This is a genomic window from Pantoea rodasii (assembly GCF_002095465.1).
Taxonomy (GTDB): Bacteria; Pseudomonadota; Gammaproteobacteria; order Enterobacterales; family Enterobacteriaceae; genus Pantoea; species Pantoea rodasii.
In genome coordinates this window covers 719875-745390 of record NZ_MLFP01000086.1, presented here as the reverse complement: position 1 = coordinate 745390, position 25516 = coordinate 719875, and the positions used below count along the sequence as shown (strand labels likewise).

At 54.1% G+C, this 25516-nt stretch carries 26 protein-coding genes and 1 pseudogene; 18 read left to right on the top strand and 9 right to left on the bottom strand.

Annotation, left to right across the window (positions count from 1 at the left end; genetic code table 11):
* Window positions 1-340: 340 nt before the first annotated feature.
* The 4 genes from HA45_RS26845 to HA45_RS26830 are packed head-to-tail and all read left to right on the top strand — an operon-like array spanning window position 341 to window position 5349.
* Window positions 341-1891 carry an FGGY-family carbohydrate kinase gene (locus HA45_RS26845; protein ID WP_100700492.1) on the top strand — a complete coding sequence of 517 codons (1551 nt, stop codon included), beginning with the start codon at window positions 341-343 and terminating at the stop codon, window positions 1889-1891.
* Between the two features lie 10 nt (window positions 1892-1901).
* The gene (locus HA45_RS26840) at window positions 1902-3428 is read left to right on the top strand and encodes a glycerol-3-phosphate dehydrogenase (protein WP_100700493.1); all 1527 of its coding nucleotides are present in this window, start codon (window positions 1902-1904) and stop codon (window positions 3426-3428) included.
* A gap of 2 nt (window positions 3429-3430) precedes the next feature.
* The gene (locus HA45_RS26835) at window positions 3431-4369 is read left to right on the top strand and encodes a sugar phosphate isomerase/epimerase family protein (RefSeq protein WP_100700494.1); all 939 of its coding nucleotides are present in this window, start codon (window positions 3431-3433) and stop codon (window positions 4367-4369) included.
* Window positions 4370-4392: 23 nt separating this feature from the next.
* The gene (locus HA45_RS26830; protein WP_100700495.1) at window positions 4393-5349 is read left to right on the top strand and encodes a sugar-binding transcriptional regulator; all 957 of its coding nucleotides are present in this window, start codon (window positions 4393-4395) and stop codon (window positions 5347-5349) included.
* Here the strand turns inward: HA45_RS26830 and HA45_RS26825 are convergent.
* From HA45_RS26825 to HA45_RS26810, 4 genes and pseudogenes are all read right to left on the bottom strand, one after another.
* Window positions 5346-5885: a GNAT family N-acetyltransferase gene (locus HA45_RS26825; RefSeq protein ID WP_100700496.1), complete on the bottom strand. Its 540-nt coding sequence runs from the start codon at window positions 5883-5885 to the stop codon at window positions 5346-5348. The genes HA45_RS26830 and HA45_RS26825 overlap by 4 nt on opposite strands.
* A gap of 51 nt (window positions 5886-5936) precedes the next feature.
* A pseudogene (locus HA45_RS26820) lies at window positions 5937-6676 on the bottom strand (DeoR family transcriptional regulator).
* A 42-nt stretch (window positions 6677-6718) separates the two neighbouring features.
* Entirely contained in the window at window positions 6719-7981 is a 1263-nt protein-coding gene (locus HA45_RS26815) for a DUF1479 domain-containing protein (RefSeq protein WP_100700498.1), read from the bottom strand.
* Window positions 7982-8195: 214 nt separating this feature from the next.
* Window positions 8196-8873 (bottom strand): LuxR C-terminal-related transcriptional regulator, encoded by a 678-nt coding sequence (locus tag HA45_RS26810; RefSeq protein WP_100700499.1) that lies wholly within the window; start codon window positions 8871-8873, stop codon window positions 8196-8198.
* A 343-nt stretch (window positions 8874-9216) separates the two neighbouring features.
* Here HA45_RS26810 and HA45_RS26805 point away from each other — a divergent pair, with 343 nt between their 5' ends.
* Window positions 9217-9954: a transcriptional regulator gene (locus HA45_RS26805; RefSeq protein WP_366557371.1), complete on the top strand. Its 738-nt coding sequence runs from the start codon at window positions 9217-9219 to the stop codon at window positions 9952-9954.
* The gene (locus HA45_RS26800) at window positions 9951-10430 is read left to right on the top strand and encodes a hypothetical protein (RefSeq protein ID WP_100700501.1); all 480 of its coding nucleotides are present in this window, start codon (window positions 9951-9953) and stop codon (window positions 10428-10430) included. The genes HA45_RS26805 and HA45_RS26800 overlap by 4 nt, the downstream gene beginning before the upstream one ends.
* Before the next feature lie 21 nt (window positions 10431-10451).
* Here the strand turns inward: HA45_RS26800 and HA45_RS26795 are convergent, their stop codons facing one another.
* On the bottom strand, window positions 10452-10847 hold the full coding sequence (locus tag HA45_RS26795; RefSeq protein WP_100700502.1) for a VOC family protein: 396 nt from the start codon (window positions 10845-10847) through the stop codon (window positions 10452-10454).
* An 81-nt stretch (window positions 10848-10928) separates the two neighbouring features.
* The gene (locus tag HA45_RS26790; RefSeq protein ID WP_100700503.1) at window positions 10929-11228 is read right to left on the bottom strand and encodes a putative quinol monooxygenase; all 300 of its coding nucleotides are present in this window, start codon (window positions 11226-11228) and stop codon (window positions 10929-10931) included.
* Between the two features lie 134 nt (window positions 11229-11362).
* On the opposite strand from HA45_RS26790, the gene HA45_RS26785 reads away from it, so the two are divergent.
* A complete protein-coding gene (locus HA45_RS26785) occupies window positions 11363-11995 on the top strand; it encodes a LysE family translocator (protein ID WP_100700504.1) in 633 nt (210 codons plus the stop codon).
* 43 nt (window positions 11996-12038) lie between these two features.
* Here the strand turns inward: HA45_RS26785 and ampC are convergent, their stop codons facing one another.
* Complete coding sequence (ampC, locus tag HA45_RS26780) at window positions 12039-13157, bottom strand: class C beta-lactamase (protein WP_100700505.1); 1119 nt, start codon at window positions 13155-13157, stop codon at window positions 12039-12041.
* A 286-nt stretch (window positions 13158-13443) separates the two neighbouring features.
* On the opposite strand from ampC, the gene HA45_RS26775 reads away from it, so the two are divergent.
* The 10 genes from HA45_RS26775 to HA45_RS26740 all read left to right on the top strand — a co-directional run bounded on the left by HA45_RS26775 (window position 13444) and on the right by HA45_RS26740 (window position 22491).
* Entirely contained in the window at window positions 13444-14472 is a 1029-nt protein-coding gene (locus HA45_RS26775; RefSeq protein WP_100700506.1) for a substrate-binding domain-containing protein, read from the top strand.
* Window positions 14465-15571 carry a sugar ABC transporter ATP-binding protein gene (locus HA45_RS26770; protein ID WP_211280928.1) on the top strand — a complete coding sequence of 369 codons (1107 nt, stop codon included), beginning with the start codon at window positions 14465-14467 and terminating at the stop codon, window positions 15569-15571. Before HA45_RS26775 ends, HA45_RS26770 begins: the two co-directional genes overlap by 8 nt.
* A gap of 71 nt (window positions 15572-15642) precedes the next feature.
* Complete coding sequence (locus tag HA45_RS28815) at window positions 15643-15984, top strand: ATP-binding cassette domain-containing protein (protein ID WP_280174534.1); 342 nt, start codon at window positions 15643-15645, stop codon at window positions 15982-15984.
* The gene (locus tag HA45_RS26765) at window positions 15981-16976 is read left to right on the top strand and encodes an ABC transporter permease (protein ID WP_100700508.1); all 996 of its coding nucleotides are present in this window, start codon (window positions 15981-15983) and stop codon (window positions 16974-16976) included. The genes HA45_RS28815 and HA45_RS26765 overlap by 4 nt, the downstream gene beginning before the upstream one ends.
* Window positions 16977-16989: 13 nt before the next feature.
* Window positions 16990-17982: a sugar-binding transcriptional regulator gene (locus HA45_RS26760; protein WP_100700509.1), complete on the top strand. Its 993-nt coding sequence runs from the start codon at window positions 16990-16992 to the stop codon at window positions 17980-17982.
* The gene (locus HA45_RS26755) at window positions 17972-19363 is read left to right on the top strand and encodes a glycerol-3-phosphate dehydrogenase/oxidase (protein ID WP_244563543.1); all 1392 of its coding nucleotides are present in this window, start codon (window positions 17972-17974) and stop codon (window positions 19361-19363) included. Before HA45_RS26760 ends, HA45_RS26755 begins: the two co-directional genes overlap by 11 nt.
* Entirely contained in the window at window positions 19255-19722 is a 468-nt protein-coding gene (locus tag HA45_RS28555) for a glycerol-3-phosphate dehydrogenase C-terminal domain-containing protein (RefSeq protein WP_244563556.1), read from the top strand. Before HA45_RS26755 ends, HA45_RS28555 begins: the two co-directional genes overlap by 109 nt.
* Entirely contained in the window at window positions 19709-20548 is an 840-nt protein-coding gene (locus HA45_RS26750) for a class I fructose-bisphosphate aldolase (RefSeq protein ID WP_100700511.1), read from the top strand. Before HA45_RS28555 ends, HA45_RS26750 begins: the two co-directional genes overlap by 14 nt.
* A 59-nt stretch (window positions 20549-20607) precedes the next feature.
* Window positions 20608-22095, top strand: a complete 1488-nt coding sequence (locus tag HA45_RS26745) for an FGGY-family carbohydrate kinase (RefSeq protein WP_100700512.1) — start codon at window positions 20608-20610, stop codon at window positions 22093-22095.
* Window positions 22096-22161: 66 nt separating this feature from the next.
* Window positions 22162-22491 carry a DHCW motif cupin fold protein gene (locus HA45_RS26740; RefSeq protein WP_100700513.1) on the top strand — a complete coding sequence of 110 codons (330 nt, stop codon included), beginning with the start codon at window positions 22162-22164 and terminating at the stop codon, window positions 22489-22491.
* Window positions 22492-22539: 48 nt separating this feature from the next.
* On the opposite strand, the gene HA45_RS26735 is transcribed toward HA45_RS26740, so the two are convergent.
* Window positions 22540-23790 carry an acid phosphatase gene (locus tag HA45_RS26735; protein ID WP_100700514.1) on the bottom strand — a complete coding sequence of 417 codons (1251 nt, stop codon included), beginning with the start codon at window positions 23788-23790 and terminating at the stop codon, window positions 22540-22542.
* 75 nt (window positions 23791-23865) lie between these two features.
* A complete protein-coding gene (locus HA45_RS26730; RefSeq protein ID WP_100700515.1) occupies window positions 23866-24105 on the bottom strand; it encodes a hypothetical protein in 240 nt (79 codons plus the stop codon).
* A gap of 251 nt (window positions 24106-24356) precedes the next feature.
* On the opposite strand from HA45_RS26730, the gene hpxO reads away from it, so the two are divergent.
* Window positions 24357-25514 carry an FAD-dependent urate hydroxylase HpxO gene (hpxO, locus tag HA45_RS26725; protein ID WP_100700516.1) on the top strand — a complete coding sequence of 386 codons (1158 nt, stop codon included), beginning with the start codon at window positions 24357-24359 and terminating at the stop codon, window positions 25512-25514.
* Window positions 25515-25516: the final 2 nt, after the last annotated feature.

The following is a 25516-nucleotide window of genomic DNA, read 5'->3' as shown; positions in this document are numbered from 1 at the left end:
TGAGAATTGTGCTGATGTGACTAAATTGTCAACAGCAAGCGCACGAATTTTTCAGGAGCGCGATCTGGATCGCTTAATTCCCTCCCTCATACGCATTTGCGCCATAAACACCCGCCATACAAGCCTTCTTCGTGTGATATCTCATTTCACTTTGTGGGTGATAACCTTCATTTTCGTGATCAAACTCGCTAACTGAAGTGAAATTTATTCGTTTTATCGAAAAATAATACATGAGATGTGTTATCTCCATGGGAAGTGGTGTAAGACATTATTTAGCAAATTCATCACAGGGAATTAACACAGCGTGATGAGTCAACTTTTCTTCCCTTAGGAGGTGTACGTGGGTAACAGCGATATCATTCTGGGTCTGGATTCCGGCACCTCAGTGGTGAAAGCGGTGGCGTTTGATCTGGAAGGCACACAGCTGGCGTGCGCCTCCGTGCGTAACCGCTATTACCGCAGCGAAGGCGGTGCCGCGCAGCAATCCATGTCGCAGACCTGGCAAGATGCCGTGGACGCGATAAGGAAACTGGGCGAGCGCGTGGAAAACCTCGCTTCGCGCGTGGTGGCGGTTGCCGTCACCGCACAAGGGGATGGTACCTGGCTGGTCGGCGCCAACAATCAGCCAGTGGGAGATGCCTGGATCTGGCTGGATGCGCGTGCGGCGCATAACGTGGATGCCTTAAACCAACAGGCTCTGGCGGCCGAGCGTTTTAAGGCCACCGGCACCGGGCTGAACACCTGCCAGCAGGGTTCGCAGATGGCGCATATGGACCAGCACTTTCCGGAGCTGCTGGCGAAGAGCGAAGTGGCGCTGCATTGCAAAGACTGGCTTTACCTCAATCTAACGGGCGTGCGTGCCACCGATCCTTCCGAGGCCAGTTTCACCTTTGGTAACTTCCGCACCCAACGTTATGACGATACCGTTATCGCGGCGCTGGGGCTGGAACATCGCCGCTATCTGCTGCCGGAAATTATCGATGGCACGCAAATCACCCATCCATTAACCGCGGAGGCCGCTGCGCTCACCGGGCTGCGTGCCGGCACACCGATCTCGCTGGGTTATGTCGATATGGCGATGACCGCACTGGGCGCGGGCGTGCACACCGGCGAAGCCAATACCGCCTGCTCGATTGTCGGCTCCACCGGTGTGCATCTGCGCAGCGTGACCATTGATGAGGTGTGGCTCAATCCGGCACAAACCGGCTATGTGATCCCGCTGCCGTGGCCAGGCTATGTGACGCAGGTGCAAACCAATATGGCCTCAACGCTTAATCTCGACTGGCTGCTGAACGTGGCGAGTGAATTGCTGAGCGGTTTCGGCTGTGAGATCGATCATGCGCGGCTGGTGGCGCACATCGATCAGTGGCTCAACAAGGCCGAACCCGGCACGCTGCTGTTCCATCCCTATATCTCGATTGCCGGTGAGCGCGGGCCGTTCGTCAACGCTGATGCGCGCGCCAGCTTCACCGGACTCAACTATCAACACAACTTCGCCGATCTGGTGCGTGGCGTGATTGAAGGCATCGGTATGGCCGCGCGTGATTGTTATCAGGCGATGGGCAGCACTTTACCGGGTGAAATTCGTCTCACCGGCGGCGCGGTACGTTCTCAGCCGCTGCGGCAAATTCTCTCTTCCTGCATTGGCGCGCCGGTGCGTATCAGCCAGCGTGATGAAGCCGGTGCAGCGGGCGCTGCGATGATGGCCGCGGTGGCGATTGGCGCTTATCCCTCCATGGCGCAGTGCGTGGAAACCTGGGTACGCCCGCTGCTGGATGCGCCTGAGCCGCCGTCCGCTGAGCTGTCGCAGCGTTATAACCAGCTGTTCCCCCATTATCAGCAGATCCGCAGCGATCTCCCTGCCGCCTGGCATGCACTGAATAAGTTTTAAGGAGTACACCATGAGTGAAAATACGCTGGATCTGTTTGTTATTGGCGGTGGCATTAATGGCGCGGGCATCGCACGTGATGCGGCCGGTCGCGGCTTGTCCGTGATGATGTGTGAAAAAGATGACCTCGCACAGGGCACATCCTCGCGCTCGGGCAAACTGGTGCACGGCGGGCTGCGCTATCTCGAATATTATGAGTTCCGACTGGTGCGTGAGGCGCTGATCGAGCGTGAAGTATTGCTGAATGCCGCGCCGCACATTATCTGGCCGATGCGCTTTGTGTTACCGCATAGCCCGACCGATCGTCCGGCGTGGCTGGTGCGTTTGGGGCTGTTCCTCTATGACAACTTAGGCGGGCGTAAAAAGCTACCCGGCACGCGATCGCTCGATCTGATGCGCGATCCTGAAGGTGCGCCGATCCTCGATAGCTACAGCAAAGGCTTCGAGTACTCCGATTGCTGGGTCGATGATGCACGCCTGGTCGCGCTCAATGCCGTGGATGCTGCGGAACGCGGTGCGACGATTCTGCCGCGCACCCGCTGTGTGTCGGCCAAACGCATCAGCGGCAAGTGGGAAGTGACGATTCAGGATGAGGCCAGCGGTGCTCAGCGCACGGTGTTCGCCAAAGTGCTGGTGAATGCCGCCGGGCCTTGGGTGCTGGACATCGTGAACCAGGTCACTCAGACCAAGAGCAACCGCAGCGTGCGGCTGGTTAAAGGTTCACACATTATCGTGCCGAAATTCTGGGAAGGTCAGCAGGCCTATCTGGTGCAAAACACTGACAAGCGGGTGATTTTCATCAACCCTTATGAAGGTGACAAAGCGTTGATCGGCACCACCGACATTCCGTGGCAGGGTAAAGCGGAAGCCGTCACCGCCGATGACAGCGAGCAGCAGTATCTGATCGATGTGGTTAATCGCTACTTCAAAGTGAAACTGCGCGCCAGCGATGTGATTACGCGATTCTCGGGCGTGCGTCCGCTGTTTGACGATGGCAAAGGCAACCCTTCTGCCGTGACGCGTGACTACGTGTTCGATCTCGACGATCAGCACAACGCCCCGCTGCTGCACGTGTTCGGTGGCAAAATCACCACTTTCCGTAAACTGGCAGAGCACGCCATCCAGAAGCTCGCACCCTACTTCCCGAATATGGGCACAGACTGGACGCGCGAAGCTACTTTGCCGGGCGGTGACATGGCGAATGGCGATTTTGAAAGCTTCCTGGAACAGGTGAAAACGCGCTGGCCATGGATGCCCGCGCCGCTGCGTAAACACTATGCGCGCCTGTATGGCACGCGCATAGAGAAAGTGCTGGGCCACGCCCGTGAGTTGAGCGATCTTGGCCGCCATTTCGGCGCGCAGCTGTATGAAGCCGAAGTGCGTTATCTGGTGGAAAATGAGTGGGCGCAGCAGGCGGAAGATGTGTTGTGGCGTCGCACCAAGCATAAATTGCATCTGACGGAATTGCAGCAGCAGGCCTTTACCCAGTGGTTCGACGCGACCTTTGCTGCGGCCGTGCCGCTGCGTAAGGAGGCGTAATCATGCCTTTAACGCTTTCGCTGAATACCAACCCGCTGGTGAATCGCTTTGCCGATCCGCAGGATCTGATTCACACCGTGGCACAGCAGATCCGCATCCGTGATCTGCAGTTGACCCATGAATTTATTAATCCCGGCTGGCCCGCTGCCACCATCAACCGCATGACACGCCGGATGCAACAGGCGCTGCGAGAAACCGGCGTGCGCGTGACGTCGGGTATGACCGGTCCTTATGGTCGGCTCAACCATTTTGGTCATCCAGACGTTGAAGTACGGCGCTACTACGTTGACTGGTTTAAAACCTTCGCCGATATCACTGCTGAACTGGGTGGCGATGCCGTCGGATCGCAGTTCGCCATTTTTACCCAGCAGGATTTTAACGATGTGGCGCGGCGGGAAGCCTTAATTGATATCGCGATAGATTGCTGGGCCGAGGTGGCTGAACATGCCCAATCCGCCGGATTGAAGTACCTGTTTTGGGAACCGATGAGCATCGGACGCGAGTTTGGTGAAACCATTCCAGCCTGCCTCGCGTTGCAGCAGCGTTTGAGCAGTGAATCCTTTGCCCTGCCAATGTGGATGATGGCGGATATTGATCATGGCGATGTGACTTCAGCGGATCCGCGTGATTACGACCCTTACGCGTGGGCAGAAGCGGTGCCGCGCTACTCGCCGATTATTCATATAAAACAAAGCATGATGGACAAAGGCGGCCACAGACCGTTCACATTGCAGTACAATGCGGGCGGCCGTATTCAGCCTCAGCCGCTGCTGGAGGCGCTGGCACGCGGCGGCGCGCAGGATAACGAAATCTGCCTTGAACTGAGTTTTAAAGAGCGTGAACCCACCGACCGCCAGGTGGTTGCGGATATCGCGGAAAGCGTCGCGTTTTGGGCATCGCATATTGATACGGGCGTGCAGGATTTGCATCTGGCCTCCTAAGCCTACTTATCAGGAAATGAAACATGAAACCGGCTCCTACCACCGCTGAACGCGATGACTCTCTGGCCCTGCGTGCCGCCTGGCTGCACTACGTGGGCGGCCTGACTCAGGCTGAAGTTGCCAAGCGTCTGGGATTACCGTCCGTCAAAACCCATCGCATGATTGCCAAAATGGTCGCGGAAGGTGCGGTGAAGGTGTCGATTGATGGCGATATCGTGGCATGCGTGGCGCTGGAAGACAGATTGCGCGAACAGTATGGCCTGCGTTTTTGCCAGGTCGCGCCTGACCTCGGTGAAGAAGGATTGCCAGTGCGGGCATTGGGGATGGCCGGCGCGGATTACCTGCGAAATCTCCTGACGGCTCAGCCTGCGATTACGCTGGGGCTGGGACATGGCCGCACCCTTTCTGCCGCCATCCACCAACTTCCGCGCATTGACGCCCCGCATATGCGATTCGTTTCGCTGCTCGGTTGTTTGACGCGCAACTATGCGCTCAACCCACACGATGTTATGCATCGCATTGCCGAAAAAACCGGTGCGCAGGCCTACATGATGCCGGTGCCGTTTTTCGCCAACACTCAGGAAGACCGGGATGTGCTGCTGAAACAGCGCGGTGTCAGTGAAGTGTTTGCTATGGCGGCGCAGAGCGAGGTGAAACTGGTGGGGATCGGCACCGTGGAACCGGCCGCGCAGCTGGTAGAGGCGGGCATGATCGATGAGACTGAGATCAACGATATCTCGGCTTCAGGCGCCGTGGGTGAACTGCTTGGTCACTTCTTTGATGCTAACGGACAGATGATTCACAACAGCCTGACGGCGCGTACGCTGTCGGTGGAACTGGACCTGGCCCACCGCGCCGAAATTGTCGCGCTGGTGGGGGGATTAAGCAAAGTCGACGCGATCCGCGCGGTGCTGGCCAGCGGTTTGGTGACCGGATTAATTACCGATGAGTTAACGGCACAGGCGTTGATCGCGGATTAGATGGGCGCCAGTTCGTCCGCGAATAATCCAAACACCCAATCGTCCCGCCACTCACCTGCGAGATGATAACTTTTCCGCAAGGTCCCTTCCTGCTGGAATCCTACTTTAAGTAACGTTCTGCGTGAGGGCTCATTCCCGGCTGTTACGGTGGCAACCAGCTTACGGAAGCCCAGTTTTCTCAGAGCATAACGTGCAATATCGTCTAATGATTCCGTGCCAAATCCTTTGCCCTGAGCCTCTGCTGCCAGCAAAAAACCGACTTCCGCAACGCCTTCACCGCGATCGATAAATCCGGTGACACCTAACGGCGCTGAATACCCCTTCTCCATCATCACCAGGCACAACCAATGGGTGCTGCCTTTCTGCCAGCGTGGCAATCTTATCTCGAACCTGTCACGTCGAATCTCTTCTTCAGGCTGCAGATCGGCCACATAGCCCATCACGCGCTCATCCTGTTGCAGCGAGAGAAAGAATCGCCAGTCATCGGCAACTAACTGGCGATAGTGCAGTCTTTTGGAGGTGATATTGGAGAACATGTAATCCTTAATTATGACAATGATAATTGTGGACGTTGGTGAAAGGTGCCGCTAAATCAGCGTTAACTCCATTGGCTGCTGGCGCAATATATCCTGATATACAGGAGAGAGTTGGCTATCGGTAATAACCTGCTTAAACGGCAGCGTGGGAGCCAGAGCGAAGGGATGTATCTGACCAAATTTCGATGAATCGGTGAGCGCCACAGTGTGGGTTTGCTTTTCCATGATGGCGTTGACCACATCGCAGCGCAGCATGTCGCGGCCGGTAAAACCGGTGACGGCATCCCAGCCGTCAATACCGATAAACGCTTTATGGAAGTTGAGGTGCTGGATGCACAAACGCGTCAGCGGCCCGACCACCGACTCACTGCTTTTTTGGAACAGCCCGCCAAGGATGATCACGTCACCGCCCTTTTCTCGCAGCAATCCTGCGATGTAATGGCTGACGGTAATAATCGTGATATCACCGCGTTCGCTTAGCTCGCGCGCCAGCAAAGCATTGGTGCTGCCGCCTTCAATAAACACCGTTTCACCTGCGTTAACCAGCGAAGCGGCGTACTCCGCCAGACGTTTTTGACGGCAAAACGCGTTTGCATGCGTGCGCCAACATCGTCGCTTTCTGGCGCCACGGCTGAACCGTGCACGCGGCGCAGAAAGCCGCCTTTCTCCAGTACATTCAGATCCTGACGCACTGTCACTTCAGAAACGCCGGTGGTTTGCGCCAGTTCATTGACGCTGACGCTACCGCGTTCGCTGACCAGTTGGATAATGTGCTGATGACGTGCGTTCATAATGCCTGCTTCAATTAAAATTTTATTCAGCTTACCAGAAACTTAATCTAAGCCGAGACTGCGACGACCGTTGCTGTTTAACGCGTCGAGGGTAAAACGATCGCGCCAGTTGGCTTCATAGTCCTCTTTAGGGAAATCACCCGGTGAGGCGCCGGTTGCCAATGCCTGAGCAACCAGTGTGGCATAGGCAGCATTCTTCTCGCACAGAGGTGCAGCCGGAATGTACATCACATTGCCCCAACCTTGCTGATCCTCAACGGGTGCAACCGAATGGATGACATCACAGTGCCACCAGACAGAATCTCCCGCTTCCATTGCCGGAATGGAACACAGTCCCTTGATGAGTTCCGGATGCCACTGCTCTGAGATGGGCAGTACTTTGCCCGGCGCAACGCCGCAGAGTTCATCCTCCGGCACATCTTTCATTAGCGGACGCAGCAACAAATAGGCCATCGCTTCCGGAACCGGCACCACATGCAGCAAGCCCTGGCCGAGTTGCATATCTGACAGCGCAGTCCAGCCCTGGAAAGTGCGGAACACGGAACATTTGGTGGTGGTGCCGGCCTGATATTCATTCACTTCTGTGCGATGTGCCGCATACCAGGGATCGTATTGCTCGAACTGGTTATTGAAAATTTTACTGAACACCTGCTGATAAGCCGGCAGTAACCAGCGTTCCAGCGCGCCAGAATCGGTATGCGCGCCCAGCCCTTTTGATGTTGTACCCGGTAAACGACGGCGAATACGATCCGGATAGATAATGCTGACATCGGGATCGAACCAGCGCGTTTCCTGGGATTCGAAGGTCCACAGGCGATTCAGGAATGACTGTGTTTTTGCCATGGCGTCGCTCTGACGCGCCGACATCTGCGCTTCACTCCAGTAGATTGGATAAATTTCAGGGCGTGAGGCATCGAGACTGCCAAAGAAGTTGTCACCTGGCCCCTTATAGACTTCATCAAAATCATTCTTATCAAGGTATTCGAGCATCGAGGCATCCCAATTCAGCGCCTGTTCACGCGTAAAGGTTTGTTTGACCACTACGCAACCGCGACGACGAATATGATCCTTCACCTCATCGGAAATGCGCCCAGCAGCAATATCCTCCCAATGGATCTGCGGCCATGCGGTGCCGTTGCGCGCTTCTTCCTCACGCGCTGCAGCAATTTCGCTAAGAATTTTGCTTCTGACCTGCTCAAACAGTCCCTCAACATCGCCAATTTGCTCTCTGAGCGCCATCTTCATCAAGCGTATCTGATGCTTAGCATCTTCAGGTTGTTGTACAGAAGTAAAAGATGTATTCATTTTGTCGCTCCAATTGCTTCGAATGAAACTTAATTGAGTTTCACTCATAACAACTGAGCGTCATTTCACCAAACCGCAAGGCGCTATTTTATGAAATGCATCACATTAAATCGTGGCTGAGGCTTTCAAACGTAAGTTCACCGGAGGGAACCTCCGGTGTGAAGAGATGTTGGATTGATCAATGGTGTGCTGGAAGGCAATGACCGGGTGCGCGCTACTCCAGCCAGGCGTGATAGCGTTGATGGAGTTCAGCCAGATTTTTCACATTCAATTTGCGCATTGCAGCCTGTTTTTGGCTGCTAACGGTTTTAATACTTTTATCTTTGGCAACGGCAATATCCGTTACGGTTCGACCGCGATAGATTGAGCGGATGATCGTTCTTTCCGTGGTGCTGAGTGAAAGCATCGCTTCTTCATACATTCTTGATGAGAATAATTGTCGTGGAGATGCCCCCTTTTGCGGCATAGCGTTTTTAGCTTCAAATCCCCAAACTCGATGCTCAAGTACCGCAGTTACCGCATCTTCAACCTCGCGCTGACTGCTTTTTCTGTTTAATATTGCCTGCACTGCCAGTTTTTTATATTTTTGCAACAACCGCATATCAGTAGCACGGGTCAATATCATCACTGATGCCGTAGGCGAATAAGATTTTATTAGCACCGAGATAACATCTGCATTTCCTACCTCAGTGTCGATAATGATAAGATCTAAATCTTTATCAACGATACTGATCTGTTCATCATGCGTTTGGATGGGATGATGGGTAACCGTGACACCATTCAATGTGGTTAACATGGCGCGAATGCCATAGAAAGTGATCGCGCTGGGCGTCATGATAGCGATGTTTTTATTTTTAATCTTATTTGTCGTTATTTTAATGGCGCTATGCATTGTTGATGCTCCTCAATTGTAATCACGTCAATATGCAATCATTACAGATTCATCTGAACGATATGAGATAATGCTATGCGATTAATCTGATGCGCATATTATTCGCCTATATGCGCGCTTTCAATACGCTTACGGAAATGTCACTTGAAAGTCACCGATATGATTATTTTTATCTTATAAATCATGATGTTAACCCTGTGACAAGGTTGTTACCTGCCCGTTCATTGTCGTCAGCACGACCTTTTGTCAGACCGTGTTATAATCAGCTCAATAGAGAACGCGCCTTGATGATGCGCAGCGGGGATTTAGCCGAAGTGACAATGATTTTTTTACCGATACCGGTCTGATCAGGCTGGAAGATAAAGAGATTATCCTTAGCAGGCAAAGTAAAATATGCCTGATGTACCTGTGTGAGCACGAAGGCAATATCGTTTCCAAAGAAGCATTACATGACGCCTGCTGGAAAAAGCATGGCACCGTGGTCTCCGATAATACCGTGCGACAAACCCTTTTTCGCATTCGAAAATCGCTCGCATCACTGGATATTGAAGAAGATATCCTCGAAACATTGGGATACATGGGCTATCGGCTAAAACCCGATTGCATCACGCTGATTTCAGACTCGCAGAACTATACGTTACCGGAACCCCACAGCCCCGCTATAGAAGAAAGAGAATTATCAGAGTTATCTGTGCCGTTAGCACCGGCATCAGACCTAAAAAATAAATCATCAAAAATAAGATTAATTCTTATTACGCTGGGTATTTCCTGCCTGTTTTTTATAGCGGGCGCCCTGTTTCGCGGCCAGCAATTTGTTCATCCACTGAGTTATGGCCAACCCATCCAACTTAACGGGCACACCTTCTTATTTTCGCATTACGTGGAAAATGGCAATGCCGAATCGGCAGCACGCGTTAATTACTGGCTGAATAAAATGCAAATAGCTATCACGCCGCACAGCAAGATTTATATCAATGCCGACCATGGCAACTCGATTAATTTCTTTGTCTGCGATGGCGAACTTGAACTGGCGACATCCACTTGCCAGACATTTGCAGTTATCGGGAGAAACCATCCATGAAGATCGCTGTTTCTGCGGCATGTTGCCTGGTGGCGATGTTCCTTGGCTGGTTCTCGCTGCCCTATTTTTTACGGCCATTCTCCGGCGATTGCCGGGCCGAGACCTATATCATCTACGATGAACCCGACCGCACTGTGGTGAGCCATGGCTATTGGGATATTTTAAGCGGCAGTCGTGAAGGTCATTTAAATGCTTATCTGGCGTTTATGTCGCCGCAGGGTGTGGAAAGCAGGATTAATGTTGATCGCACCGTGAACTTTGATTATGACTATCACCCCGATTCCGTCACGGTTTCCACCACCAAATCTTTTCGCATTGCGGGCCCCGATACGCAGGATCCCGCCATCGGGAAGTATATTGATCCATTGGCCGACGAGAAATTCACTGCCCGAATCTATCTGTTTAAAGTGGGTAACCAGATTATCTCCGGTTTTCATTACCGCCCGCTCAACCGCTGTACGAAGCCCGCATTTTGAACGCGATTCTTTACCGGCCAGTCATTTGTTCTGATAAAGATCCCAGCGGTTGCCGTATAAATCCTCGAAGACCACGACCGTGCCATACTCTTCTTCACGAGGTTCTTCACAGAAAGTGACGCCATTGGCTTTCATCTGATGGTAATCGCGCCAGAAGTTATCCGTTTGTAAAAACAGAAAAACCCGGCCGCCGCATTGATTACCGATAAATCCTTGCTGGCGCTCATTCGATGCCTGCGCCAGCAGCAAATTACAATCGCTCTGCGGATTGGGATTGACCACGACCCAGCGCTTACCCGGTTGCGGTGTGTCTTCGATGAGGTGGAAACCCAGCTTTTGCGTGTAATATTCAATCGCGCTATCATAATCATCCACCACGATAGCGATATATCCCATACAGCGCTTTTGTGTTCTCACTCTTGTCTCCTTTATATTCTGAAGTGAAGCACTTCATATCAGAACCAAAAATAAAGCAGACCGAAGTCTGCTTATTCTGTGTTACGCATTGCCACCAGCGACTTTGCGCAACGCTACGACTTCGGCTTGTTCTAACAGCGGCTCAAGATCCGCGAACAATTTAACGATATGGGGTGCTTTCAGGTGCTTATCCAGCAATTCCTGGCTTGCCCACTCTTCTGTCCAGACGAAGCGGCGCGGATTCTGGCTATCAATGTTTAGCTGATAGGTAATACATCCTTCTTCGCGCAGCGTCTCTTCGATAACACCACGAAATAATTGCTCAGCTTTATCTTCGCAGCCCGGTTTTGCCGTCAGTAATGCCACAACAGGAACAGTCATTTTTATCTCCCTTTTAAATGAAATAAGCCGAGCCAAAGTAACGCAGCTTATTCCTGTTGTCAGTCTGAAAACGTGCGTTGCCTGATAGGCCAGCTTCACGCCATAATCGCAAAAAATAACGCAAGGAGTGTTGCATGCCAGAACTGTCGAGTTGGTTAGCGTTTGCCTTGGTGGCGTTGGGATTGGTGCTCACTCCCGGCCCCAATATGATCTACCTGGTTTCGCGTTCGCTGTGCCAGGGAAAGCGGGCGGGATATATTTCCCTCGGCGGCGTCGCGTTAGGTTTTGTGTTTTATATGCTGTGCGCGGCGCTGGGTATCACCGCGTGGCTGCTCGCCGTGCCATGGGCCTATGATGCGCTGCGTTTCGGTGGTGCACTCTATTTGCTGTATCTTGCGTGGCAGGCACTCAAACCAGGCGGTCGCTCGCCTTTCGCGGTGCGCGATCTTCCCGCCGATAATCCACGTAAATTGTTCACCATGGGTTTCCTCACCAACCTCGCTAACCCGAAAATCGCCATGATGTTTCTGTCGCTGTTGCCGCAGTTCATTAGCCCGCATCACGGTAGCGTGCTGATGCAGTCACTGATATTGGGCGTCACGCAAATTGTGATTAGCCTGACGGTCAATGCGATTTTCATTACTACTGCCGGCCAGGTCTCGACTTTTTTACTGGCTCGGCCCAGTTGGCAACGTTTGCAGCGCTGGTTGATGGGCACAGTGCTGGCGGGAATGGCCGTCAAACTCGCATTGGATGCACGAAAGTAAGTTGCCGTTTAATTGGGCGCACCGGGGCGCGCCCATTAATCCGTTAGTGACCCAACGCCTGAATAATTTTGTCCGCCGCGATAACGCGATCGTCATTCGGGAACCATTTATTCGCCAGCATAATTACCGCGATTTTCTGTGACGGAATAAACACCGCGTAGGTCGAGAAGCCATTGGTCGAACCGGTTTTGTTATACCAGGCCTGTTGAGGTGCAGCCTGCGGTGGCGTTATTAACGTGGCCGCCATCCCTTTCATAATGCGCTGACCGCTGTTGCCTTCCACCAACTGCTGAGACGAGACAGGCAGCGGATAGTATTCCCACATCATCGCCTGCGTGAACGCTTCGGTTTTGTAGTAGCCCTGATGCGTGGTGGCAATCGCCTGCTGCCATTCGGTCGTCACTTTCTGTTCATCCAGTTGGATCGCCAGCCAACGAATCAAGTCAGCTGATGTCGATTTCAGCCCATAGGATTCCGCGTCCAACGGGCCCGGCGTGACACGCACCGGCTTGTCTTGCTTGTTGTAGCCTTGCGCATATTGGCCCATCGCTGACTTTGGCACCTGAACATAAGTGTGCTGCATGCCCATCGCGGGTAACAGTTGCTGCTCCATTGCGCTGATAAACGGCTGATGCAAACTTTTGGCGGCAATCATGCCAAGCATGCCAATCCCCAGATTGGAGTAAACACGCTGTGTGCCCGGCTCAGCTTGTGGCTTCCAGTGTTTGTACCAGTTCATCAGCTGCTGCTGATTGGTCACATCATCCGGCACAAACAGCGGCGTACCCGAGGTGTGGGTGGCGAGGTTGAGCAATGACACCTGATCAAAAGCGCTGCCCTTTAATTCCGGCAACCATGTGCTGGCTTTATCACTAAACTGCAGTTTTTTCTGCTGAGCCGCATAGCTCGCTAAGGTAGCGGTAAAAGTTTTGCTGAGTGACCCGATTTCAAACAAGGTTTGCGCGGTAATCGGCTGTTGAGTTTCTTTGGATGCCACACCGTAGTTGTAAAACTCGGTTTTACCATCGTGCAAGATAGCCACCGCCATGCCTGGAATTTGGTACTGCTGCATCAACGGTTTGATGATGGCGTCAGGTGAAGGGGTTTGTGCGAGGACGCTGCTGCTCGCCAAAAGCGTGAGCGCGGTAAGGGATAAACGCATGAAAATTCCTTTTCTTTCAGTTAGCCACAATTTCAGCGCGTGATTATAAAATCCCGCCACGGTTTCACCTAACCAAATGTTCTGCTATCTGCGGGAAAGTGAAGGAGATCACAACCGCGAAACATTTCATTAACCATTAATTGATCTTTTTTCCGCCAGCTTTTATAGCTTATGAAAATTATTTCATGCATTAGAAATAATTTTCAAAGTGAACCCCGGCTCGTTTTTCCGCGTTAAGTCGTCACGGCTGAGCCCCCAAAATTCAGCGCCTGCTCCGGGGAAAAACATGAAAAAAATCGCCATCCTTCTGGCTAGCCTTGCATTTGCCAGTACATTCGCCAGCACCGCACGTGCCGCCGATGAATCACCACAGTTCCGCTGCAAACCTGGCGAAACCTACTACATGAACGTCATGGTCACCGGGGTTGAATATTGGTTCCCGGTATACGAGATGTTTAAACAGGCTGCGCATCAATTGGGCTGTAAAACGGTTTACGGTGGCACGCCGGCCTACGACGTCAACCAGCAGTTGTCCAGTTTCGAACAGATTCTGGCGCAGAAACCCGCCGGGATTTTCCTCCATCCGATGAACCCCGATCCGTTTATCGAACCGATTAATCGTGCGGCAGAGATGGGCATTCCGGTGGTCACGTTCGCTGCCGACTCTCCCAACAGCAAGCGCGTCGCTTACATCACTTCAGACAACTTCCGTGAAGGTAAAGCCGCCGCCGATGAATTGGGTAAAGCCATGGGCAAAGGCGCGGAGTATGCCGTGCTGGAGAATCCCGGCCAGGATAACCATGACCGTCGGGTAACGGCTTTTATCAATGAGATGAAAACCGCGTTTCCTGACAGCAAGCTTGTCGCGCGTGCCGCCACCAATCAGGACCCGTCTAAAGCCTACAATGCAGTGTTGTCGATGTTGCAAGCGAATCCTAATCTGAAAGGCATCTTCATGCCCGAAGCGAGTTCCGCCATTGGTGCCGCGCAAGCGGTGGTGGAGAATGGTGGCAAAGTGAAAGTGATGACTGTGGATGTCAATGCCAAAGTGCTGGACATGATCAAAAGCGGCGAGGTGTTTGGCGCCATCAACCCCAATCAGGGCATTCAAGGCTACATGGGCTTTATGACGTTGTTCCTCGCCGCACACCCTGAGTTAATCGACCCAATGAACGATGCCAAACGCAACGGCGTAAATCCTTTCTCTTTCCCTATCCTCGATAACGGATATGCCGTGGTAACCAAAGAGAATGCTGATGATTTTCGCTGGGACCGTTACCTGAAACGCCGTGGAACCAAAGGCATCAATGAGTAAGGGGACGATGATGACGGCACTGCTTGAGTTACGCGGCATCACTAAAAGTTTCGGCGCGGTGCGGGCGCTGCAGGACGTTGATCTGACACTAAGGGCCGGTGAAATTCATGCGCTTGCCGGTGAAAACGGCGCGGGTAAATCAACGCTGATGAATATCATTGATGGCATTTTGCGCCCCGACAGCGGTGAGATAGTCTTGGATGGACAGCCCGTAACCATTCGCTCACCGCGTGAGGCGCAGAGGTTGGGGATCGGCCTGGTGCATCAGGAGATAGCGCTGTGCCCGGATATCAGCGTGTATGAAAATATCTGGATGGCGCATCAGCAGCGCGGTTTTCTGTTACCGCATACAACTTTGAGGGATAAAGCGCAGCAGGTTATGAATCGCCTTGCTCCGATTCCAGTGAGTAAAAAGGTCAGGGAGCTATCGTTATCACAGCAGCAGTTGGTGGAAATTGCCAAAGCGCTGACCCTGGACTGTCGTTTGTTGATTTTGGATGAACCCACCGCCGCTCTGACTGAACCAGAGGCGCAGACGCTGTTTACCATCGTGCGTCAACTGCGCGATCAAGGCATCACGGTGGTGTATATCAGTCATCGCATGGCGGAGATTTTCGCGATCTGTCAGCACATCACCATTCTGCGCGATGGCCGCACAGTACACAGTGCCCCGCTGAGTAGTATGACGCCGGACGAAGTGATTACCCGTTTGGTTGGTCGTGAACTGTCGCAACTCTATCCTGATAAACGCCCTCCCCACAGTGCCGCACCGTTGCTGGAAGTACGAGCGCTTAGCGATAGTCAGCGTTTTTACGACATCAACTTCGATCTGCATCCGGGCGAAATTCTCGGCATCGGTGGCTTGATGGGCGCAGGCCGGAGTGAAATTGCTCAAGGTGTGTGCGCATTGCAGCCGGTGACTCACGGCACGGTTCGCATCAAAGGCCAGCCGGTAAAACTGAAGGATTACGCCGCCAGTATTCAGCAGCGCATGGTTTATTTATCTGAAGATCGCAAGGATGCCGGGTTGTTTTTGGCAATGCCGATTGACTGGAATATCTCGCGCTGGATATCCGCGCCATTAGCCACGGCGGATTAACGCTAAGCCCGAGCCGCGAGCGTGCACAGGCGGAAGCGCTGGCGCAGCAGGTAAAACTGAAGCGCGGCAAATTGAGCGACCCGGTCTCGTCGCTGTCTGGCGGTAATCAGCAAAAAGTGGCGCTGGCTCGCGTGCTGTCGGTCCACCCTGAAATAGTCTTTCTTGATGAACCCACACGTGGTGTAGATGTTAGCGCCAAGGCAGAGATCTACCAGATTCTCGCCCAGTTGGCGCACAACGGTGTCGGATTAGCGGTAATTTCGTCAGAGTTACAAGAACTGATCGGTTTGTGTGACCGCATTATCGTGATTCATGAAGGGCACATCAGCGGTGAAGTAACCGGCAATGCGATGACTGAAGAGAATCTGATGAGACTGGCGGCAGGCATCATCCCTGAAGTGGAGGCCCTATGACCATGAATACCACCTTGCCCAATGCAGGCAAATCCCGGCTGTCGTTGTTTGGCGGCCTGCATAAGCAGCGGGAAATCGGACTAATCGTAATCATCTCGTTAATCTTTATCGTGATGAGTTTTATCTCACCTTACTTCCTAACGTGGGCCAATATGAAAGCGATGCTGCTGTCGTTTTCGATTGAAGGCATTGTGGTTATCGGTATGACGATATTGCTGATCGTCGGTGGTATCGATCTCTCAGTCGGCGCCGTGGTTTGCCTTTCTATGGTCGTAGCGGGACAACTGTTCCTCAGCGGGGTCGATCCCTGGCTGGCTAGCCTTGGCGGAATATTTGCCGCCGCACTGGTGGGCTTGCTGATGGGATTAACGGTGACCAAAATTGGCCTGAGTCATTTTATCGCCTCGCTGGCAGCGATGGTAATTGTGCGCGGGCTTTGCATGATCATCACTCAGGGCACGCCGCTGTCGTTGTTTACACTTCCCGTCAGTTTCAAATTCCTCGGTCAGGGCGCGCTGTGGGGCATTCCGTTTGTCATCCTGTTGTTCTTTGTACTTGTCGCCCTGTTCGATTTCCTGCTGCGCAAAGCCGCGCTGTTCCGCAAAGTATTTTATACCGGCAGCAATGAGCGTGCGGCGGCCTATTCCGGCATCAACATCAACCGCATCAAACTGTGGGTCACGGTACTCACCTCAACGCTGGCAGGCGTGGCGGGCATCATTTATATGGCTCGGCTTGGTTCTGCTACTCCAACTTTTGGGGTAGGTATGGAGCTTAACGTCATTGCGGCAGCCGTAATTGGTGGCGCGAGCCTGAAAGGCGGCACCGGCTCGATTCTGGGTGCGGTTTTAGGCGTCGCGCTGCTCTCCATTGTGACCAGCTCATTAATCCTGATTAATGTTTCCGTCTACTGGCAGGACTTGATTAAAGGCTTGATTCTGCTGGCTGCGGTGTCGATTGACCACCTGCTGAATAAATACCGTGCAGCATAAGGACGCAACATCGATGGAATTCGACAGTGAACATCCTGCGTTTCATAGCGCACGTCAGATCTATCAGGTATTGGTGATGTATTACCTCGATGGAAAAAAGCAGTCTGAGATTGCGGTGGAAACCGGATTGTCGGTCGCCAGCGTGAATCGTCTGATTCGTCAGGGTAAAGAGAGCGGCATGGTGGAGATTACCATTAAATCGCCCTGGCTTTCGGCTCACCAACTTGAAAGCGATTTGCAACAATGGGGGCAGCTACAACAGGTGGTGGTGGCACCCAACGTTGCGCGCAGTGACGAGCAGAGCTTACAAATGGTAGGCGGGGCGGCAGCGGACTATTTGTTATCACGTCTGAAAGATGGAGATGTCATTGCGATTACCGGTGGCAAAGGCGTGAGCGCTCTGGTGGAGGCACTTCATCCTTCGCGCAAATACGATGTTCAGGTCGTGCCTGCATTGGGTTGCGTGCAAGGGAAGCATTATACCGACGTGAATCATGTTGCCTCTGAAATGGCAGCTCGGCTTGGCGGCCATGCCTGGCAAATTCACGCCCCGCTCTTCACTGACTCCGCTGCTGAACGTGACATGTTGATGGGCATCAGTGCCGTTGACAGGGTGCTGGATAAAGCGCGTAACGCCACGCTAGCAGTGGTCGGTCTTGGTTCTATTCACAGCGACAGTTCCAGTTACTACGATTTGAATCTGGCCGCTCGTCACGCATCCGCCAGCATTGAAACCAGTGGCGCACGCAGTGAACTGTTGGCCTGGCTTTTGGATGCTCAAGGCAAGCCCGCGCCGTTTGACGCCAATCAGCGTCTGGTTGGACTGACCTTATCGGAGCTACAACGTATTCCCTTTTCTATGGCGGTGGTGGCCGGACGCGACAAGGTGGATCCAATCTACTGTGCGCTGCAAGGCCAGTGGCTGAAAGGCATGGTCACCGACGAATCCACTGCAGCAGGCGTACTCGAAATGGCCAAGAGCCGGGGAGCAACCCATGGAGAATAATGCAACACGCGAGCAGCGACTCAGCGCACTGCGACAGCGCACTACCTCGCCGGTACTCATTGTCGGCGGCGGCATCAATGGCATCAGCACCTTTCGCGAACTGGCATTGCAGGGTATCCCGGCGATATTGGTGGAAAAAGGTGACTGGTGCCAGGCGGCCAGCGGTGCGCTGTCACGTATGATCCACGGTGGATTGCGCTATCTGGAAACCGGCGAGTTTACGCTGGTAAAAGAGTCTGTGATTGAACGCGACCGGCTGCTAAAAAATGCGGCGCACTATGTTTTCCCGCTACGCACCACCGTTCCCATCGACAACCTCGGCGGCGGCTTGATCAATGCCACGCGGCGTTTTCTGCGTCTGAGCGACAAACCCACGCGGCGCGGCGCACTACTGATCAAAACCGGCCTGAGTATTTACGATGTCTACACCAGACAGTTCGGCTCAATGCCCAAACATCAGGTGCGCGGCGAGGCGGCCACGCGCGATCGCTGGCCCGCCTTTGCTCCCTGGGTGAAATACAGCGCCAGCTACTACGATGCGTGGATCTGTGCGCCGGAACGACTGGGCTATGAATTGATTGAAGATGCCGAGCGTGCCTGCCCGGATGCGCTGGCGCTGAATTATCTGCAACTGGTCAGCGCCGATGGCGAATCCGTCACTTTGCAGGATGCGCTCAGCGGCGAGCGCTTTACCCTTCAGCCGCATGTGTTGGTGAATGCCGGCGGCGCGTGGATAGATCAGCTCAATCAGCGTCTGGCGCCCACTGACCAATTCTCCAAACTGATTGGCGGGACCAAGGGTTCGCATTTGATCATCGATCACCCTGACCTGTTACACCTGCTCGACGGCGAGATGGTCTATTTCGAGAATCAGGAAGGCCGCGTCTGCATTATGTTTCCGTGGTTTGGCAAGGTGCTGCTCGGCTCCACGGACATCCGCGTGGACGATCCAGATAGCGTGGTGTGTGAAGAGGCGGAAAAAGCCTACATTCTTGAATCGTTGCGCTTTGTTTTCCCGAACATTGTGGTGCCGGAGTCGTCGATCGTTTACACCTTCTGCGGTGTGCGCCCGCTTCCGGCCAGCGACGCCAAAGTTAACGGGCAGATCTCGCGCAATCACTCTCTGGTGTTGCTGCCACCCGATGCTGCACATGCTTACAGCCTGCTATGCCTGGTCGGCGGAAAATGGACCACCTTCCGTCAGTTTGGTGAAGAAGCCGCGGATCGGGTATTGCGTTTGATTGGCGAAAACGCCGTGTGTCGAGCGGCGAACTGCCCATCGGCGGCGGACGCGACTTCCCTGCACCGTCCGGGCAAACTGCGTGGCTTGCCCAACTCGCCCAGCAGTATTCATTGCCGCTATCCCGCGTGTCGCAGTTAGTCCGGCGTTATGGCAGCCGCGCCCTGCCAATCCTGCAAATTATCCAGCAACAGGGCGAACAGCCGCTGCAACATCATGCGGGTTATAGCGACTTAGAGCTGCGCTATGTAATTGAGCATGAGCAGGTCCAGCAACTTGAGGACCTGCTGGTGCGCCGCACGTCACTGGCGATTTGCGGCGAATTAACTCCCTCGCTGGTGGCAGAAATTGCTGAACTGATGGCCGACCTGCGCGGCTGGAACAGCACGCAACGGCAACACCATCTGCACAGCTGCTGCGCAAGTCTGGCACGTCAACACGGTCTGACCCGTCTCAATCCCACTCTTTTCCAGGAGGAAACACGCCATGTTAGTCAGTAATAAAGTCCGCATGAATCGTCTGTTTCAACACGGCAAGTGCCTTGATGTGGCCATCGATCACGGTATCGCCAACGAGCCTGACTTTTTGATTGGATTAGAGAATATCGAAGGTGTGATGGAGAACCTGATCGCCGCTCAGCCGGATGCCATTCAGGTGAATTACGGCCAGGCCGATCTGTTGCAGCAGGTTGCGGGACGCAAACCCGCGCTGGTGATGCGCACGGATGTCGGTAACGCCTATAACGCCGCGCGCCATCGCGAAATGTGGGCGGTGTTGCACAACCCGGATGAACCGATCCTCGCGGCGTTGCAGATGGATGCGGCTGCGGTGGTGGTCAATCTCTATCTGATCCCCGATGAACCCGGCATTTTTCGCATGTGCGTGGAGAATATTGGTCGTCTGCGCCAAGCCTGCGATCGCTATGCGATGCCGCTGATGATTGAACCATTGGTGATGGCACCGGCCGGACAAGGTGCGGCTTACGGTTCGCTCGGTGATGTAGAAAAAATCGTGCCGCTGGTGCGTCTGGCGCGTGAACTCGGCGCAGACATCATCAAAGCCGACCCCACGGAGAACGTGGAAGATTTTCACCGCGTGGTGGAAGCGGCGCGCTGTCCAACACTGGTGCGCGGGGGTGGCAAAGGCGAACTGGCACCGGTGCTGGCCAAAAGTGCCGCACTGATGGCGCAAGGTGCCAGCGGCATGGTCTACGGCCGGAACGTGTATCAACACGATAATCCGTCACGCGTGGTGAAAGCGCTGATGGCGATTATTCACCAGGGCGCCAGCGGCGCGGACGCATTAGACATTTATCAGCAGGGTTGAGTATTACCTGCACCGGCGCTTAAGCGGTGCGCCGTCTTCGCCAGTCAACGGAGTCGGATATGAGTCAACTTCTCGGCATTGATGCCGGTAACACCATGATCAAGGCAGTACTGTTTGATCTGAGTGGTCGCGTGCTGTCGGTGGCCGAATGCGCGGGTGAAACCCACCAGCCGCAGGAAGGTTATGCCGAGCGTCCAGTGGAAGATATCTGGCACGGCGTCAGCGAAGCGGTGAGTCGGTGCCTGCAACAGGCGGGTAGCGCGGCAAACGAAGTGATCGCCGTTGGCGCGGCGGGTCACGGTAACGGCTTGTATGCGCTCGATAAACAGCAGCAGCCGCTGTTCGGTATTCAATCTATCGATCATCGTGCCATGGACACCGTGCATCAGCTAGAAGCCAGCGGCGTTGATAAAGCGATCTATCAGCTATCGCTGCAAAAACCCTGGCCCGCGGCCACGCCAGTGTTGATCAGCTGGATCAAACAGCATCAGCCGGAGCGCTGGGCGCAGATTGGCCATTTGCTGTGTGCCAAAGACGTTATCGCCCATTTCCTCTGTGGTGCGGTCAGCGCCGACTTTTCTGATGCTGCCGGTGCCGGGCTTATTGATTATCGCCAGCGCAATTACAGCCGCGAGTTGATGGCGCTGTATGGGATCGAAGAGGCGCTTGCCCTGCTGCCGTCGCTGCGTGAATCCTGCGCGGTTGTCGGACATGTCACCTCGCGCGCCGCGCAGCTCACCGGATTACCTGCAGGCATTCCGGTGGTGGCCGGTATTTTTGATGTGGTGGCCAGCGCCATTGGTTCCGGCGTGGTGAAAACCGGAGACGCGTCGATTGTGGCCGGCACCTGGAGTATCAATCAGGTGGTGGTGGATAAACCGGACTATCAGCGCCCGGTGTTCATGAACTCGATCATCGAAAATGACCGTTATATGGCGATTGAAGCCAGTGCCACTTCGGCGGCCAATCTCGACTGGTTCCTGCGTGAATTCGATGATGGCCGCGCGGGAAATGGCGCCGCGCGCAGCAGCGATACCGTGGCGCATGTCGAGCCCAACGCGCAACTGCCGCTGTATCATCCGTACCTCTATTCCGGTCGTAAATCTGAACCCGCCAAAGCGGGATTTTATGGATTGGGCGGCTGGCATACGCGCGCGGACATGCTGTTTGCGTTGTTTGAAGGCGTGACCTTTGCCCACCGTGCGCACATCGATCGCCTGCGGGCGGCAGGGATTCCTTTTACCCATGCAATTCTCTCCGGCGGCGCGGCGCGTAGCTGTATCTGGCCGCAAATGTTTGCTGATGTGTTAGGCATGCCGATTCGTATAGCGGAGTGCAAGGAAACCGGTGCGTTAGGTGCGGCACTCTGCGCGGGCGTTGGTGTGGGAGTCTGGCCCGATCTGGCCGCGGCGGTAGAGCAAGCGGTACAAATTAATCCCGGCGCGTTGCAGCCACGCCCGGAACGCTTTGCATTTCATGATGCGCGCTATCGGGTATTCAAAAGACTTGAACGGGCAATGAGCGAAATGTGGCGCGAAGTGGGTTGAATTTGCTGGTTATTTTTGTGTCAGTCGGTATGTTGTGATCTCGTCGAATTCAATAAGGATAGCGTCGTGCAGATCAATCAACTACCGTTTGGCATTACCGACTGGAGCACCCTCGAAACCGAAAAACATCCGGGTGACAGCGGTTTTGCGCTGTGGCGTACTCAGCGTTTTGGCGATATCCGCGTGCGCATGGTGGAGTATTCTCCGGGCTATCTCGCCGATCACTGGTGCAGCAAAGGCCACATCCTGCTGTGTCTGGAAGGGGAAATGATCACCGAACTGGAAGATGGCCGCACCTTCACTTTGACGCCGGGGGTGAGCTATCAGGTGGCTGATAATGCCGAAGCGCACCGCTCTTCCACGACGCAGGGTGCGAAGTTGTTTATCGTCGATTGATGCCAGTGTTTAAAATGCGGGCGCTGTCATGCAGCGCCCGCATCACTATCACTTCGCCATGCTGTACGCGGCGGTCAGATCGACGCGTTGCCAGAAGGACTGCTCAGCGTTACCCGACAGCGGATAACCGTTTGGCAAGGCGGTTTTCACCATCAAACGACGAATCTGCGCGTCAGACAGTTTAGGCAGCGCGGTTTTCAGCAGGATCTCTGCGCCTTGCGGCACCTGAACCGGCGTGTTTTTCACGTCAGCTTTCGGCAGATTGTAGCTCAGGGTGAAACGATAGAACTGCTTCATATCCGGCGCGCGGTAAGGATCGTCCTTGCCGGTTGAGCGTGCGCATTCAGCCAGCGAAGTGCCGCACTCTTTCTCCAGCGCGGTGCGCAGTTGATCACGCGCCTCTTTAAACAGCACCTGATAGCGGGCGTCGTTGAGGTAAGTCGCCACGTTGCGCTCTGCCACCATGCGTGAACCCATCACGTCCAGCGGATAGTGCACGCCTAATACCAGACGCGAATAACCGTAACGCGCGCCGCGTGTCACTAACGCTTCAAAACGTTCCGGCACCATTTCGGCCATCAGCAGCGCATCGGTATAACCGGTGTTGGTGTGACCGCTCGGAAATGAACCGCCGTCAGCGGTGTAACCCACATTGTCTTTCACCACCACATCATCCGGCACCAGGTGAATGGTGTTGCCTTCATGCAGGAACGGACGCGGATAGTTGAAATGTTTTTTAGCGGCGCTGGTGCTCACTTCACTGGCTTTGATCAGTGCAGCGGCTTTGCTGAGTTCGCCTTTGTCATAAGCAGTCAGGAACGCTTTGCCGAGGCGCGGTCCCATGGCATCAGACAGGAAATACAGCGAGCTGATCGCTTCCGCATCCTGTAATGCCTGATGGCGAACATTCTGCGTGGCGTTGAGGTTGATATCAGTCACGGTAGCGCGGCTGGCATTCAGCACGCTGTCTGGCAATGTGCTAAAGGCAGACAGCAGCGCGATACCCGCCTGCTGATTCTGTTTAACGTTGAAATCGTAACCGCTGCTCTTCAGCCAGGCTTTGTCTGCCTGAGTACTGGTCTGTTTGGCTTTTTCCAGCTGCTCGCGTTTCAGTGTCGCGCTGTCGCCTTGCAGCCAGTCGCGCTGAGCCTGCAGCGACTGCTGTTCCAGCTGCGTATAGCCCGGCGTTGAACCGGTTGAGGTTTGCGCAGCCAGTGCGGCCGCCTGCGGCAGCGTTGTCGCATGGGCCTGTTGAGCCAGCAGTAAAACCGTTGCAATCAGTGTGTAGCGGGTTTTCATTATTTTCCCCTGTTATCAGAATATTACCTTGCCGGGGAAACACGCTAGCACCCTGTTATGACAGATTTATTTCATCTAGCGACACTGGCTCGAACAGTTTTGTACACAAATTTGTGCGAGCGATCCGCAGGCGCTGCCACTGTCATTTTTGCACTGTGATTGCTGCACATAACAGTTTTGCTGGCAGGAAGAGAGGTCACATTTGGCCGCCACCGGCGTCAGTTGCACCACCGGCGCTTTTCTTTCCGGTTGCCACTGGGTTTGCGCCATCGCACCTGCACTGAACAGCATCATCAACACCATTATCCACTTCATGGGAAATTCCTCGCGAAAAGGTTCTAAACAGTATGGCCTCTCCTCTGCTAAACGCCATATTGGAACATTCGATTCACTCTCTGCTTTCACTGCCCTCTTGTTGTGCAAAGTATTGCGCAATAACGGTGCAACATACGCTTTAGGTCATTAAGAATATTAAATACAAATCAACACCTTACGTAAAAATCAGTCATAACAACCCTGATGGTACGAAAGTTGCAAGGAAGTACAGGTAGACAAAGGAGAGAGTGATGAAAGCGATTGTGATTGGAGCGGGCATTGGCGGCATGAGCACGGCGATTGCGCTGGAGAAAGCGGGATTCGATACCGCGGTATTTGAAGCGGTAAAAGAGATGAAGCCGGTCGGTGCGGCGATCTCGATCTGGCCCAACGGCGTAAAATGCCTGAACGCGCTCGGCATGAAACAGCAACTGCAGGCACTGGGCGGCAATATGGCGTTTATGGCCTACAACGATGCGCACAGTGGTAGCACCCTGACCCGCTTCAGCCTGTCACCGCTGGTGCAGCAGGTGGGCGAATACCCTTATCCGGTGGCACGTGCCGAGTTGCAGGCGATGCTAATCGATACCTATGGTCGCTCACGCATCCAGTTTGGTAAACGCGTGACCCAAGTCGAGCAAAGCGCCACAGGCGTTACCGCCTGGTTTGATGATGGCAGCCAGGCTGAAGGGGATTTTCTGATCGCCGCCGACGGCACGCATTCCGTGATCCGCCACTATGTGCTGGGTGAAAATGTTCAACGACGTTACGCCGGCTATGTTAACTGGAACGGCTTAGTCACCATCGATGAAAGCATTGCCCCAGCCGATCAATGGACGACCTTTGTTGGTGAAGGCAAGCGCGTGTCTTTAATGCCGGTCAGCGGCAACCGCTTTTACTTCTTCTTTGACGTGCCTTTGCCCAAAGGGTTAGCGGAAGATCGTTCAACCCTGCGCCAGGATTTGAAAAATTACTTCACCGGCTGGGCCGATCCGGTCCAGCGCCTGATCGACAGTATCAATCCTGACACCACCAATCGGGTTGAAATTCATGACATCGAGCCGTTTAGCCGTTTCGTCAAAGGTCGCGTGGCATTGCTCGGCGATGCGGCACACAGCACCACGCCGGATATTGGCCAGGGCGGTTGCGCGGCAATGGAAGATGCGGTGGTGCTGGCGCAGACGCTGGCCTCGCACTCGTTGGGAATCGAAGATGGGTTGCTGCGCTACGAGGCGCGCCGCGTGGAACGCACTAAGGATTTGGTGTTGAAAGCGCGTAAACGCTGCGACGTGACGCATGCCAAAGATGCCGAAATCACCGCTGCGTGGTATGCCGATTTGAAAAATGAAACCGGCGAGCGCGTTCTGGCCGGCATGTGCGACACCATTGAAGGTGGTCCGCTGGGTTAACG

Excerpts from the sequence above, each read along its gene's own strand:
- HA45_RS26840 (WP_100700493.1), top strand. The coding sequence starts at position 1,902 with ATGAGTGAAAATACGCTGGATCTGTTTGTTATTGGCGGTGGCATTAAT.
- HA45_RS26835 (WP_100700494.1), top strand. The coding sequence starts at position 3,431 with ATGCCTTTAACGCTTTCGCTGAATACCAACCCGCTGGTGAATCGCTTT.
- HA45_RS26830 (WP_100700495.1), top strand. The coding sequence starts at position 4,393 with ATGAAACCGGCTCCTACCACCGCTGAACGCGATGACTCTCTGGCCCTG.
- HA45_RS26825 (WP_100700496.1), bottom strand. The coding sequence starts at position 5,885 with ATGTTCTCCAATATCACCTCCAAAAGACTGCACTATCGCCAGTTAGTT.
- HA45_RS26815 (WP_100700498.1), bottom strand. The coding sequence starts at position 7,981 with ATGAATACATCTTTTACTTCTGTACAACAACCTGAAGATGCTAAGCAT.
- HA45_RS26810 (WP_100700499.1), bottom strand. The coding sequence starts at position 8,873 with ATGCATAGCGCCATTAAAATAACGACAAATAAGATTAAAAATAAAAAC.
- HA45_RS26800 (WP_100700501.1), top strand. The coding sequence starts at position 9,951 with ATGAAGATCGCTGTTTCTGCGGCATGTTGCCTGGTGGCGATGTTCCTT.
- HA45_RS26790 (WP_100700503.1), bottom strand. The coding sequence starts at position 11,228 with ATGACTGTTCCTGTTGTGGCATTACTGACGGCAAAACCGGGCTGCGAA.
- HA45_RS26785 (WP_100700504.1), top strand. The coding sequence starts at position 11,363 with ATGCCAGAACTGTCGAGTTGGTTAGCGTTTGCCTTGGTGGCGTTGGGA.
- ampC (WP_100700505.1), bottom strand. The coding sequence starts at position 13,157 with ATGCGTTTATCCCTTACCGCGCTCACGCTTTTGGCGAGCAGCAGCGTC.
- HA45_RS26775 (WP_100700506.1), top strand. The coding sequence starts at position 13,444 with ATGAAAAAAATCGCCATCCTTCTGGCTAGCCTTGCATTTGCCAGTACA.
- HA45_RS26770 (WP_211280928.1), top strand. The coding sequence starts at position 14,465 with ATGAGTAAGGGGACGATGATGACGGCACTGCTTGAGTTACGCGGCATC.
- HA45_RS26765 (WP_100700508.1), top strand. The coding sequence starts at position 15,981 with ATGACCATGAATACCACCTTGCCCAATGCAGGCAAATCCCGGCTGTCG.
- HA45_RS26760 (WP_100700509.1), top strand. The coding sequence starts at position 16,990 with ATGGAATTCGACAGTGAACATCCTGCGTTTCATAGCGCACGTCAGATC.
- HA45_RS26755 (WP_244563543.1), top strand. The coding sequence starts at position 17,972 with ATGGAGAATAATGCAACACGCGAGCAGCGACTCAGCGCACTGCGACAG.
- HA45_RS26750 (WP_100700511.1), top strand. The coding sequence starts at position 19,709 with ATGTTAGTCAGTAATAAAGTCCGCATGAATCGTCTGTTTCAACACGGC.
- HA45_RS26745 (WP_100700512.1), top strand. The coding sequence starts at position 20,608 with ATGAGTCAACTTCTCGGCATTGATGCCGGTAACACCATGATCAAGGCA.
- HA45_RS26735 (WP_100700514.1), bottom strand. The coding sequence starts at position 23,790 with ATGAAAACCCGCTACACACTGATTGCAACGGTTTTACTGCTGGCTCAA.
- HA45_RS26730 (WP_100700515.1), bottom strand. The coding sequence starts at position 24,105 with ATGAAGTGGATAATGGTGTTGATGATGCTGTTCAGTGCAGGTGCGATG.
- hpxO (WP_100700516.1), top strand. The coding sequence starts at position 24,357 with ATGAAAGCGATTGTGATTGGAGCGGGCATTGGCGGCATGAGCACGGCG.